Source organism: Desulfatiglans anilini DSM 4660, from assembly GCF_000422285.1.
Taxonomy (GTDB): domain Bacteria; phylum Desulfobacterota; class DSM-4660; order Desulfatiglandales; family Desulfatiglandaceae; genus Desulfatiglans; species Desulfatiglans anilini.
In genome coordinates, this window is the sequence record NZ_AULM01000003.1 from 1 (window position 1) to 11,733 (window position 11,733).

Annotated in this window: 12 protein-coding genes and 1 tRNA gene; 3 read left to right on the forward strand and 10 right to left on the reverse strand. The window is 57.8% G+C overall.

What is annotated here, in order from left to right; genetic code table 11:
• The coding region (locus H567_RS0103905; protein ID WP_028320400.1) for an MSCRAMM family protein at positions 1 to 1,463 on the forward strand (1,463 nt) is incomplete at its 5' end.
• A 250-nt stretch (positions 1,464 to 1,713) separates the two neighbouring features.
• Here H567_RS0103905 and H567_RS0103910 read toward each other — a convergent pair.
• A tRNA-Leu gene (locus H567_RS0103910) sits at positions 1,714 to 1,800 on the reverse strand.
• A gap of 146 nt (positions 1,801 to 1,946) precedes the next feature.
• Between H567_RS0103910 and H567_RS22995 the strand changes: the two genes are divergently transcribed.
• The gene (locus H567_RS22995; RefSeq protein ID WP_051184464.1) at positions 1,947 to 2,909 is read left to right on the forward strand and encodes a bifunctional riboflavin kinase/FAD synthetase; all 963 of its coding nucleotides are present in this window, start codon (positions 1,947 to 1,949) and stop codon (positions 2,907 to 2,909) included.
• A 133-nt stretch (positions 2,910 to 3,042) separates the two neighbouring features.
• The gene (locus H567_RS0103920; protein ID WP_051184465.1) at positions 3,043 to 4,101 is read left to right on the forward strand and encodes an FAD:protein FMN transferase; all 1,059 of its coding nucleotides are present in this window, start codon (positions 3,043 to 3,045) and stop codon (positions 4,099 to 4,101) included.
• Here the strand turns inward: H567_RS0103920 and hflX are convergent.
• The 9 genes from hflX to dnaJ form a co-directional block, all read right to left on the reverse strand.
• Positions 4,067 to 5,677 carry a GTPase HflX gene (gene hflX, locus H567_RS0103925; protein ID WP_244155418.1) on the reverse strand — a complete coding sequence of 537 codons (1,611 nt, stop codon included), beginning with the start codon at positions 5,675 to 5,677 and terminating at the stop codon, positions 4,067 to 4,069. The genes H567_RS0103920 and hflX overlap by 35 nt on opposite strands.
• Before the next feature lie 322 nt (positions 5,678 to 5,999).
• Complete coding sequence (gene dnaB, locus H567_RS0103930; protein ID WP_028320403.1) at positions 6,000 to 7,367, reverse strand: replicative DNA helicase; 1,368 nt, start codon at positions 7,365 to 7,367, stop codon at positions 6,000 to 6,002.
• A gap of 36 nt (positions 7,368 to 7,403) precedes the next feature.
• A complete protein-coding gene (rplI, locus tag H567_RS0103935; RefSeq protein ID WP_028320404.1) occupies positions 7,404 to 7,865 on the reverse strand; it encodes a 50S ribosomal protein L9 in 462 nt (153 codons plus the stop codon).
• Between the two features lie 22 nt (positions 7,866 to 7,887).
• Positions 7,888 to 8,832 (reverse strand): DUF2232 domain-containing protein, encoded by a 945-nt coding sequence (locus H567_RS0103940; protein ID WP_028320405.1) that lies wholly within the window; start codon positions 8,830 to 8,832, stop codon positions 7,888 to 7,890.
• Positions 8,833 to 8,902: 70 nt separating this feature from the next.
• Entirely contained in the window at positions 8,903 to 9,160 is a 258-nt protein-coding gene (gene rpsR, locus H567_RS0103945; RefSeq protein WP_028320406.1) for a 30S ribosomal protein S18, read from the reverse strand.
• A 1-nt stretch (position 9,161) separates the two neighbouring features.
• Positions 9,162 to 9,554: a 30S ribosomal protein S6 gene (gene rpsF / locus H567_RS23000; RefSeq protein ID WP_051184466.1), complete on the reverse strand. Its 393-nt coding sequence runs from the start codon at positions 9,552 to 9,554 to the stop codon at positions 9,162 to 9,164.
• 139 nt (positions 9,555 to 9,693) lie between these two features.
• Positions 9,694 to 9,816: a hypothetical protein gene (locus H567_RS29775; RefSeq protein WP_279614966.1), complete on the reverse strand. Its 123-nt coding sequence runs from the start codon at positions 9,814 to 9,816 to the stop codon at positions 9,694 to 9,696.
• A gap of 313 nt (positions 9,817 to 10,129) precedes the next feature.
• Positions 10,130 to 10,429, reverse strand: coding sequence for a chaperone modulator CbpM (locus tag H567_RS23005; protein WP_051184467.1), 300 nt, complete (start codon positions 10,427 to 10,429; stop codon positions 10,130 to 10,132).
• A gap of 78 nt (positions 10,430 to 10,507) precedes the next feature.
• The gene (dnaJ, locus tag H567_RS0103965; RefSeq protein WP_028320408.1) at positions 10,508 to 11,647 is read right to left on the reverse strand and encodes a molecular chaperone DnaJ; all 1,140 of its coding nucleotides are present in this window, start codon (positions 11,645 to 11,647) and stop codon (positions 10,508 to 10,510) included.
• Between the last annotated feature and the right edge of the window lie 86 nt (positions 11,648 to 11,733).

Consider the following 11,733-nt stretch of genomic DNA (forward strand, 5'->3'; position numbering starts at 1 on the left):
TCTGCCAGAACATCACCCTCCAGTCAGAACAAGACGCCACCGTCCAGTTCGGCAACTATCAACTCCCTGGTTCCGTCACCGCATTCAAGTTCGAAGACATCGATCAGGACAAGATCCAGGGCACCGACGAGGATCCCCTTTCCGGCTGGGAAATGACCCTCTACTCCGGCTCCGACTGCCAGAGCGGCGAGGAGATCGGATCCCCCGCCAATACCGACACCAACGGCAACGCCCTCTTTGACAACCTCACCCCAGGCGAGTACTCCGTCAAGGAAACCCTGCAGTCCGGATGGGCCGCTTCCACCAGCGTCTGCCAGAACATCACCCTCCAGTCAGAACAAGACGCCACCGTCCGGTTCGGCAATTACCAGCCTGCCACCATCACAGCCTTGAAATACTTGGATGAGGATGCAAATGGGGTGAGGGATACAGATGAATTTGTCATCCCAGATTGGGACATGCAACTTTACGAAGGGCACGGCTGTAATGATCAGAACGCGACAACAACAATCATGACAACTGACATGGAGGGTGTCGCCACTTTTTCGGACCTCTCACCAGGCGAATATTCCATCAAAGAAATCATCCCACCCGATGAAGGGTGGGTTGCCGTCAACGGAACTTGTCGTGACGTAACGTTGGGCCCAGGGGACTCCGTCCAGGTTGAATTCGGTAACCGGATCAGCGTTGGTGAAGTGAAAGGCCGCATCGAGGTGTTGAAGTTTTATGATTTGGACGGCGATGGGATCCAGGGCGACGAAGAACAAGATCTGCCCGGATGGACCATGAAGTTGTACGGCGGCTCTGGCTGCGCACCTGAACCCTCTCTGCAGGAAGCCGAGACCGGCCTCAATGGCACAGTCGCCTTCATAAACCTCGAACCGGGAACCTATTCCGTCCAGGAGGTGCTCCAGAGTGGATGGGAGGCCACCAACGGCACCTGCAAAGACGTCATTATCCCGGAAGAACCTGAAAATCAGACGGTAAGCATCTCTTTCGGCAACCGCGAACTGCGCAGCATCACAGCCCTGAAGTTTTACGACGATAATCTGGACGGCGTGAAACAGAATGATGAGGCCGTTATCGAACAATGGCCTATCACCCTTTATAAAGGGGATTCGTGTGAAGGTGACCCCTTGGCGCAGCTGTCGACCGATGACTACGGCGTCGCCCTCTTCGAAGATCTTTCCCCTGGGACCTACTCCATCCAGGAATTTGTTCCCGACGATTGGGAAACGTCAACCTCCGTTTGTCAGACAATCTCTATCGTGGAGAATAGTGCAGATATTCTTTTCGGAAACAGGAAGAAGGTCACCGATCCAAACGGCCCCCCCGCTCCGCTTCCGGTGCCTACGATGTCCCATTTGGGCCTGACGGTCTTTGCGCTTTTGGCTGGCGGCCTGGGCGCCCTGGCGGTGCGCAGGAAGGGCGCTTCACGGTTCAAGAAAGGCCCCGCAAGGTGATCCTGCTCCAGCACCCATCGGCTCAGAATATCGGTGGGTGCTGGTCTAAACATGTACAGATCCCCTCGCGGGAAGTGGACCGGCTGGTGCTTGACCCCTATGCCGAACCCGCAGAACAACTCCGAAAGGATATCTGGTCAGGAAGGCCTTTCAGTCAAAAGAATCGGAATTTCTTTAGCTTTGAAGGCGGTTTCCAACCAGCCATAAAAAAAGCGCAATCTGTGACAGATTGCGCTTTTTTTATGGCTGGTGGTGCCGAAGGCGAGACTCGAACTCGCACAGGCGTCCGCCTACTAGACCCTGAACCTAGCGCGTCTACCAATTCCGCCACTTCGGCACGCAAGAATGGGGTTGAAAATTTAGATCCTTGATACTATAGTTCCGCCTAAACGTTGTCAACACATTTATGCGGCTCTGACAGGCCGGCTGGGCAATTCGCGAGGATTGGCGCCGGCTTTGCATTTCAGGAACCAAGGAACAGCCATGACCACCCTGTACAGTCTGGACCAATTGGAAAACCCCCTCGTCAACCCTGTGCTGACCATCGGCAACTTCGACGGCGTCCACAGGGGGCATCTCGCCCTTTTCGACGCGGTCAAGAGCCGCGCCCGAGAGATCGATGGGCAGTCGGTCGTTCTCACATTCGACCCGCATCCCATCAAGGTCATGAAACCGCAAAATGCACCCCCGTTGATCACGCCCACAGAGCAGAAGCTTCAATTGATCGAGGTCGCAGGCATCGACGTGATCCTCTGCCTCCGCTTCACCCGGGAATTTGCGTCCCTTTCCGCGGCGGACTTCATCCAGAACATCCTGGTGAGAAAGATCGGCATCCGGGAATTGGTCGTCGGGTACGATTACGCCTTCGGGCGCAACCGGGAAGGGAATACGGCATCCCTGAAGGCTGCCGGTCGAAAATTCGGGTTCAAAGTCCACGTGATGGATCCGATCCGGATCGATTCAACCCTGGTTTCGAGCACCGCGATCCGGCAATTGGTGCAGGCCGGTCAACTGGATGAGGCGAAGAAACTTCTCGGGAGGAATTACCAGATCACCGGCATCGTAAAGACTGGCATGAACAGAGGTGGACGCCTGCTGGGATTCCCCACCGCAAACCTGAACGTGGTCGACGAACTCGTGCCGCAGCGCGGCGTCTACGCCGTGCAGGTGCTCACAGACAGCGGGAGCTATCAAGGCGTAACCAACATCGGGTACAATCCCACCTTCGAAAACAACGCCTTTTCCATTGAAACCCACATCCTCGATTTCAACGAAAACCTGGTCGGCAAGACGATCCGGGTCCGTTTCATCGCGCGCATCCGCCAGGAGCGGAAGTTCGAATCCGTGGCCGCCCTCGCTGAGCAGATCCGGAAGGATATCCTCCAGGCACAGGCGATTTTCGCCCGAAACCATGAGCGATCGGAGACCGAGCCCCCCGCCGCATGAGCGCTTTGGACAGGATTTTTCTTTCTGTTGGATCCTGCGGTTTTCGGTTGCATTGGATCGCTTTTTGGTATAGGTCTTCCCTGTGAGTTTTGCGTGGAAAAGAAATCCTGAAAAGGTGCTGGGAGGAAGCTATATGAAGACGACCAATCTGTCCGCCCTTCAGAAGGGCGTCGACCGGCGTACGTTCCTGAAGCTCTCAGGCATGCTGGGGCTTGGGGCGGCTGCGGTGCCTGTCCTTGCCACCCAAGCCGAGGCGGTCCGTTTCAATCGTGACGAACATAAGGTCTCCATGACGCGCGTCGCCATGGGCACCTTCGTTTCGATGACCCTCATCCATCCTTCCAGGGACGAGGCCCAGGAAGCCATGGGCCGCGCTTTCGACGAGGTTGACCGGCTGAGCCGTGAGCTGAGCCGCTTCGACGGCGCCACAGCCGTATCGCACCTCAATACCGAAGGAACCCTGCGCGATGTGCCCCCCGAACTTGCCGACGTCATTGAACGCTCTCTACGGTATTACCGCCTCAGCAACGGCTGCTTCGACATCACCGTCAAGCCGATCGTCGATCTTTTCCAGGCCTCTTTCGACATGTCGGGCCAGGCTCAGACCCTCGAACCCAACCTGGAAAAGGTCCTGCCTTACATCGGCGCCGACAAGATCCTCTTTTCAGGACGCACCTTGCGCTTTGCCGAACCCGGCATGGGCATCACGCTGGACGGGATCGCGAAAGGCTACATCGTCGACCGGGCATCGGAAGTTCTCACCCGGCTCGGCATCCGCAACCACCTCATCAATGCCGGGGGAGACATCAGGACCTGCGGCGCCAAAGAACACCACAAACCGTGGTCCATCGCCATTCAGGACCCGCAGAAACAGAAGCGCTACCCTGATGTCATCCGACTTGGCGACGGCGCCATAGCCACCTCGGGAAACTACGAGGTCTACTATGACCATGAAAAGATGTTTCACCACATCGTCAACCCGAAGAACGGCCACTCGCCGCTCCAAAGCAGCAGCGTATCGGTGTGCGCCGCCACGACGATGGATGCCGATGCCCTGTCCACCGCCGTCTTTGTCATGGAGCCCGCCCAGGGGCTGCGCTTCATTGAGACCTTGCCTCGGTGCGAAGCCTTCATCCTGACGAAGGCGGATAATAAGTTCAAGACTTCCGGGTGGGGGTGTCAGGCCATATAAGTTTCTCGATCATTTCGACAACCTTGACTAGAGTGGGAGGATGAAGCGCCGACACGGTGCACCCTCCCATTTTTTCGGCCAGGTCCTCCGCCTCCTGCGCCTCCAGGAGATCGGCCTTGTTCAACAGCTTGAGAACCGGCACCTCCTGCAGCGCCAAATCCGCCAGAATACGCTCCACGGTAACCGCCTGCTCCTCGAGCTGCGGATGGGTGATATCCATCACGTGCAGCAGCAGATCCGCATCCTGAAGCTCCTCGAGCGTCGCCGCGAACGCCTCCATCAGACTCTGCGGAAGATCGCGGATGAACCCGACCGTATCGGTGATGATCGCCTCGCGTTCCTCCGGGAAGCGCAGCCTGCGGCTGCTGGGGTCCAGCGTCTCGAAGAGGCGGTTGCGCGCACCAACCGCGCTGTGCGTCAGGGCATTCAGAAGAGTGGACTTCCCCGCATTGGTGTACCCCACGATGGAGATCACCGGCAGACGCCTCGCATTCCTCAAGCGCCTTCGACCGGCGCGCTGCACCTTGATTGCGCTCAATTCCCGGTTCAACGCGGCGATCCGGTCTCTGACCCGGCGACGATTGATCTCGAGCTTGGTCTCGCCCGGCCCACGGCCTCCGATCCCGCCCGTGAGGCGCGACATCGCGGTGTTCTTCGCCGCCAAACGCGGCAGCAGGTATTTGAGCTGCGCCAGCTCCACCTGGATCTTGCCCTCACGCGTCACGGCACGTCGCGCGAAGATGTCCAGAATGAGCTGACTGCGGTCGATGATCTTGAGGTCGGTGTATTTTGTCAGATGATCCACCTGGGCGGGGCTCAATTCCTGGTCGAAGATGATCAGTCCGGCTCCGGTCTGTAGACACTGGAGCACCAGTTCCCCCAGCTTCCCCTTGCGGATCAGAAAACGCGCATCAGCCTCCCGCAGGCGCTGCACCACCTTCGCGACGACATCGAGGCCGTCCGACCTGGCCAGTTCTTCCAGTTCATCGAGATGGCTTTCGGCCTTCCAGCGAGGTCCGGTCGTCACCCCTACCAGCAAGGCCTTTTCCCTCTGGTCCAGGGCATGGCCTCTTTGCTCTCTGACGAGTTCGCCTTCGAGGGATTGAATCATCGCCACGAAGTCGACCCTCAGCTGCCCGATGTCCGGGAGCTTTTCCGTCCTCCATCCCTGCCCGTTCACAGGATGTGGAAGAATATGTGCATAGGTGATCGCTCCGGCAATCCCCCGCTCGTCCACTTCCACACAGGCCATGGCATCCAGCGCAAGCAGCACAAGATCGGAGAGATCCTCCTCGGAAAGCGGCTCCTTCTCCAGGTGCGTATGGATGCAGCGAAGCCCGCACAGACGCCCCGAACCTTCGCGGTAACCGGATAGTTCCGGGATCCAGACATGGCTGTGGTCCCCCACCACCACATGGGACACCTCCCCTTTCCGGGTAAGCAGCAGGGCGACCTGCCGGTTCAGCTCCCGTGAAAGCGACGCCATCTCGCGGACCAGTTCACGCGATATCAACTCAGCCGGCGGCACCCTCCTGCGATAGAGGGTTTGAAGCCGCCGCTGCTGACCGGCCTTCAAGCCGCTTGTCTTGCCATGTATGGGATCGATAGGAGCCTCCATCCGAAAACGGCCGTTCGCGCCCCGGCCTTTCGAATCCAGATCCGCTGGAAACGCCTTGAAGCAAAGGGCCCTTGCACAGAGAAAATTTTGCTGTCCACAGAGGAACATATGAAGCGTGAACTGTCGGAAAATCGGTCAGGCATGCACGACATCCGCTTCACCCTGATCTGAACTCTTTCAGTAAAGGAAGACTGGCTTTGGCGGGATGGTCGCGTCGTTGTCTTCAAGGCCCTCCTTCGGACGGCCGCTGAAGAATCACCGGGAAGAAACAATCCGCCGCTCACTGTATCGGGAGGTCTTCTCCAGCGTAGTTTTCGAAGCGGGTCAACTCTTTCAGGAATGTCAACTTGAAGAAGCCGGTCGGACCGTTCCGCTGTTTGGCCAGGATGATCTCGGCCACGTTCCGGTTCTCTTCGGAATTCGGGTTGTACATCTCGTCACGATAGATGAAAACGATCACATCGGCGTCCTGTTCAATGGCCCCGCTCTCCCTCAAATCAGCCAACTGCGGACGTTTGTTCGGCCGGTCCTCCACCTTCCGGTTCAACTGGGAAAGGGCCATCACCGGCACATTCAGATCTTTTGCAAGCCCCTTGAGCGCCCGGGAGATTTCGCTGATCTCCATCTGACGCGACTCGGCGCTTCGCCGCCCCTGCACGAGCTGCAGATAATCGACGATGACCAGGCCCAGGTCCTGATGTTTCTTGAGCCGGCGGCACTTCGCCTTCATCTCCAGGACGCCGGCAGCCATACTGTCATCGATGAAGATCGGCATCTCGCACAGGCTGCTGGCGGCATGCGTAAGCTTGCCCCACTCCTCATCCTTTAGAAAACCTGTACGGAGCCTGGCGGCGTCGATGCCCGCATCGAACCCGAGCAGCCTGATCCCCAGCTGCGACCGGGACATTTCAAGGGAGAAGATGGCCACGCCTTTGCCGGTCTCTTTTGCGGCGTTGTAACCGATGTTGAGCGCGAGGGCCGTCTTGCCCATACTGGGGCGGCCGGCAACGATGATCAGGTCGGACGGCTGAAGACCAGCGGTCAGGCGATCGAAATCCGTAAAGCCGGTGGGGGTGCCAGTCACATGGCCGGGCTGCTGTGCAACAGCTTCGAGGCGCTTGAAGCTGTCCTTGATCACGTCGTTGAGCGGATGAAACCCTTCTTTGACCTGGGACTCAGCGATGTCGTAGACGGACTGCTCGGCCAGGTCGAGCAGGTCCTCGACCCGCTCCCAATCCTGGAAACAAGACTCTGAAATGGTGGAGCAGTGCCCGATCAGCTTACGCCTGACCGACAGTCCCTTGATGATCTCGGCATGGTGCACGATTCCCGCCGACGTCGAAACGGCCTCGACGAGATCGGCCAGATACCGGGCGCCGCCAATTCGTTCGAGACAATTCTTCCGAGTAAGGATCTGCGACAGGGTGATCAGGTCGATCGGTTCGCCGCTGTCATAAAGCCCGCACATCCCTTCGAAGACGGCCGCATGCGCCTCCCGGTAAAAATCATCCGGTGAAAGGATGTCCACGACCAGATTCATTGCGTCGTTGTTGATCAGGATACCGCCGAGGACCGCCTGCTCGGCCTCCAGATTGTGCGGAGGCACCTTCAAGCTGACCGGCGCTCTTTCCTTTTTGCTCACGGCCATGGGATCCAACTCACCGATCGCGCGTTCAACGCAGGGTTACTCTGCAGAGGTCTTTTCCTCAGGAACCACCGAAAGCTGCAGCATGCCGGTCACCCCGGGATAGATGCGGACCGGGACCTTATAATCACCGACCGACTTGATGGGCTTGTCGAGGAGGATCTTGCGACGATCCACTACAAAGCCTTTTTTCTCCAGTTCCTCTGCGATGTCCATTGCGGTAACCGACCCGTAAAGCTTTCCTTCCTCGCCCGCCTTCTGGGCGAAAGAAAATCCCATGCCCTCGAGCCTTTCCTTGAGTTGAACGGCCTCCTCCTTGGCTCGCAGCCGCCGGAGTTCGATCTTTTTTTTCTGAAGTTCGAAGGCCTTGATATTTTGAGACGTCGCGAGCACCGCTATCCCCCTCGGCACAAGATAGTTGCGGACATAGCCTTTGGCGACATCCACCACGTCCCCTTCCAAACCCAGTTCTTCCAAGTCCTGCCTCAATATCACTTTCATGAACAGACCTCCCTAGCGTGTCTCATGAATTTTCGAGCTCGTTTTTGCGCATCTTCCTGAAATCCATCCACTGATCGAAAAGGCCCAGGAGCGCCAGCAGCACCAGAAAAATCTGCTGCATGAAAATCAGGAAATAGACCCCGGCCCTGGCCCATCCGGGAACCCGATAGCGATTCAAGAAAAAAAGAATAATAGACAATCCATGGAATAAATAAACGGCCATGGCGACGATCAGAACGTTGACCGCCAGCACAGCCAGCGGCCCAGAGCCCAAAAACGTGAGAAACCCCGATACGATGAGGGCCCAGACCAACTGTTCGGGCGCATGCCAACGGTCCAGTGGCGCCGTCCCGGGAAGATCGATCCGGCGCGCCTTGAGGAGCACCCGGCCGGCGATCATGTTGAGCCACACCACGACCCCCATTCCGATCACCATCAAAGAAAAATAGATGCGCGCAAGCAGATCGAACAGGCTCTGCGAAAAGGCCTCCAACTCGCTTTCACCCAAAGCTGCAAGCCCCGCCGACTGGTAGGCCTCGATGCTCGCCTGCATCTGCGCCTCGAGATAGGCCAAAACCATCTCTCCGGGCCCCATGCCGCGCCGGGCCGCCAGGGCCACCAGCAGCGTGATCCCCAGGAGGGCCATCACGCCGGTCGTCAAAAAGATAACGCGCCCCGGGGCATAGCCCTTTTCCGTGAAAGCCGCCAGCATGAACCCGAGGGCGCCGAATTCCACACCGAAAACCGCGATATGGGCCCCTCCCCCCAAATGCGCCGCCAAGGCGATCAAGGCAAGCACCAGCACCGTCAGTTTGAGACCCTGACGGAATCCGAGCTTGATGGAATAGTAAAAGAAGGGCAAGGGGGCCAGGAGGCTGAACAAAGGCCCGAACAGAGGAAGCCAGACCGGCATGGACAGCAAGAGACCGGCCCACCCTGCGCACCCCAGTACGTCTATCGGCTTCATGGGAACTCTGGCGTGTGGTTCCAACAACGTCGGCTTGCTCAGGCGACAGCCCCCGCTTCAGGCCTCTTCGTCAGCGCAGGGTTGACGTCGTGTAAGGCAGCAATGCTATATTTCGAGCCTGCTTGATCGCAACCGTCAGCATCCGCTGGTGTTTTGCACAGTTGCCCGAGATCCGGCGCGGCGTGATTTTTCCCCGTTCGGTGGTGAAATGTCTGAGGGTCTTGACGTCTTTATAATCGATGACAAGGCTGCTGTCGGCGCAAAACCGGCACACCTTCCTTCTGTGGAAGGTCCTCTTGAATCTTCCTCTCTCACGATTGAATGCCATGCTATTCCTCTCCTTCTCCTGATTCCTCTTCGGCTTCCGATTTAGGTGTTTCCTGCGACTTCGTCCGGGCCTCCTCCGCCTGCCGCCTCAATGCCTCGGGATCCGCATCTTCGCCCAGCTTGACGGTCTGGTACTTCAGGACACGGTCATCGAGCCGCATTTCGCGCTGTAATTCTTCCGGGACACGATTTTCCCCGCAGAATCGGAGCAGCACGAAACTCGCCTTGTCAAATTTCTTGACATCATAAGCCAAAGGCCTTCGGCCCCAGTCCTGCACCTCGATCACCTCACCGCTGTGCCTGCCGACGATGTCGACGAACTTTTTGGAAACACTCTGGTAGTCTTCTTCCGCCAGATCCGGGTTAATCAGGTAGAGAGTCTCGTAATACCTCATCCCAAACGGTCTCCTTTCGGACTTCCCCAAAAAGGGGGCATTTTGGTCCCCGCCTCAGGCCAGCTTACAGGCAGGCTGGCTTTGCAGGGACAAGGAGCAATTCAAAAATAGATATTTATATAGGTGAAAGAGTCAGAAGTCAATTAGTTTCCGTCCGGAAATGGTCTTTTTGCCCAATCTCGGCGTCAATCTGCGCGTTTGTTTGGGCGGCGACCTGTAGGCTGCCTCCGCGCAAACGCTTGATTTCCTTGATATTGGTCAAACCGGGACCCGCCGCGAAGCGGTGGGACTGAGCACCCGAAGGGTGTGAAGAAACCGGGACCCGCCCCGAAGCGGTGGGACTGAGCACGCGCAGCGTGTAGAGAAAAATTCTCATTTCCGGCCTGGAAACTATTGCGCTTTCAAAGTTTTATTTCCGGACGGACACCAATCAATTTCAGAAGAGAGAACCCTTGTTCGGAATGTTCGCCGGGAGGTCGCCCATAGGCGCCCTCCCGACGAAGATGTCTTGACGCGGCAGGGAGGACCGTCACCACATAGGCGCCAAACGGGGAGCGCTTACAGCAATTTGAGCCTCATTTCTTGAGTTGTCCGGCCAATTCCTCGAGGATTGCATCGAACTGCCGGCGCATATCGATCATGTTCTGACGCATACGCAAAATGACCTCCACCCCCGGAAGGTTGACCCCCATGTCCTCCATGAAGATCTTCGTCAGCCTGAGGGTTTCCAGATCCCCGGCGCTGAAGAGTTTGGCGGCGCTTCCCTCGGTGCATAGCGGACAGACGATCTCCTCGGATTCGAGTTCGGACAGAAGGTCCTCATCCAGTTCAAAGGCCTCGATCACTTCCGTAATCGTCCAGTATTCTTTGGTCATTGTCGGACCTCTCCCCAAAAATACCAGGTTCAGGCCGCAGATTCCGGTCTGGCCTTCTCGTGCAGCCTTCCTATTCTTTTAAAAGCGAATCCCTTCCCGGATGTCTTCCTGGTAAAAGGACGAAAGGGCCTCCGCGGCCTTCAGGGCCTGCTCGTCATCGGTTTTGGGCACCTTCACCACCAGTTTCAACATCAGATCGCCGTATGCCTTGGTTTTCGGGTTCTTCGCACCCTTCCCCCGCAGCTTGAGGGTCTGCCCGCTCTGGCTGCGCGGCGGCACCTTGACCTTCACCGCCCCCTTGGGAGTGGGAACCGTCACGGTGCCGCCCTTGATCGCCTCCGTCACAGTGACAGGCAGATCCATGTAAAGGTTGTCATCCTCGCGCCTGAGCAAAGGATGAGGCTTGATGTGAACGATGAGGAACAGATCGCCCGGTGGGCCGCCGTCCATTCCCGGCTCTCCCTTCCCGGCAACGCGCACTTTGGACCCTTCTTTCACCCCCTCGGGTATCACGACGCGGATCCGCTCCTCCCCCATCGCCTGTCCGGTGCCGCCGCACTGCGGACACGGCCGTCCGATCTGACCATGCCCTCCGCACTGCGGGCAGGGCTTGGTGAAACGCATGGGCCCTTCGGCCACATTGATCCGTCCGGAGCCACCGCACGCAGGACAGGTGGTCAGCTTGGAACCGGGGTCCATCCCGGAGCCCTTGCACAGAGCGCAGGCCGTCATCTTCTGCATCGACAATTCAGTCTCGAAGCCTTTTAAGGCGGAGATCAGGTCCACTTCCATGGGATGTTCGATATCCCTGCCCCTTCGGGGGCCGCGTCCCTTGAAGGCCTTGCCCCCGCCCCCCAAATCGAAGATATCCCCGAAAATGTCCTCGTAGCTTTGATACCGGCCGAACTCCGGCCCGGCCCGGCCCGCGCCGGCCTGCTGTTTATAGGCTTGCTGCCAGCTTTTGTATTCCCTGGCCTTTCCTGCGTCGAAGCCGGACTGGAGCCCTTCCTCACCGAACTCGTCGTAAAGCTTCCGTTTCTCCGGGTTCCCGAGGCATTCATACGCCTGCGAGATCTCCTTGAAGGTCTGCTCCGCCTCGACATTTCCGGGGTTGATATCAGGGTGCCATTTTCTTGCAAGCTTCCGGTAGGCCTTCTTGATCTCCTCCTGGGTAGCTGTGCGCGAAACACCGAGGATCTCATAGAAATCTCTTGCCATGCAGTCTTACCTCGCGCGTGTCTGGGGACCGAATATGTTAAAAAATCTTAAGGAACCTGCGAGCGGTTGTCAAACAAATGAAGGGC

Coding starts and splice junctions, on each gene's coding strand:
- dnaB (WP_028320403.1), bottom strand. CDS start 7,367: ATGGCCGTGAGCAAAAAGGAAAGAGCGCCGGTCAGCTTGAAGGTGCCT.
- H567_RS22995 (WP_051184464.1), top strand. CDS start 1,947: ATGACCACCCTGTACAGTCTGGACCAATTGGAAAACCCCCTCGTCAAC.
- H567_RS23005 (WP_051184467.1), bottom strand. CDS start 10,429: ATGACCAAAGAATACTGGACGATTACGGAAGTGATCGAGGCCTTTGAA.
- dnaJ (WP_028320408.1), bottom strand. CDS start 11,647: ATGGCAAGAGATTTCTATGAGATCCTCGGTGTTTCGCGCACAGCTACC.
- H567_RS0103940 (WP_028320405.1), bottom strand. CDS start 8,832: ATGAAGCCGATAGACGTACTGGGGTGCGCAGGGTGGGCCGGTCTCTTG.
- rplI (WP_028320404.1), bottom strand. CDS start 7,865: ATGAAAGTGATATTGAGGCAGGACTTGGAAGAACTGGGTTTGGAAGGG.
- rpsR (WP_028320406.1), bottom strand. CDS start 9,160: ATGGCATTCAATCGTGAGAGAGGAAGATTCAAGAGGACCTTCCACAGA.
- H567_RS0103920 (WP_051184465.1), top strand. CDS start 3,043: ATGAAGACGACCAATCTGTCCGCCCTTCAGAAGGGCGTCGACCGGCGT.
- rpsF (WP_051184466.1), bottom strand. CDS start 9,554: ATGAGGTATTACGAGACTCTCTACCTGATTAACCCGGATCTGGCGGAA.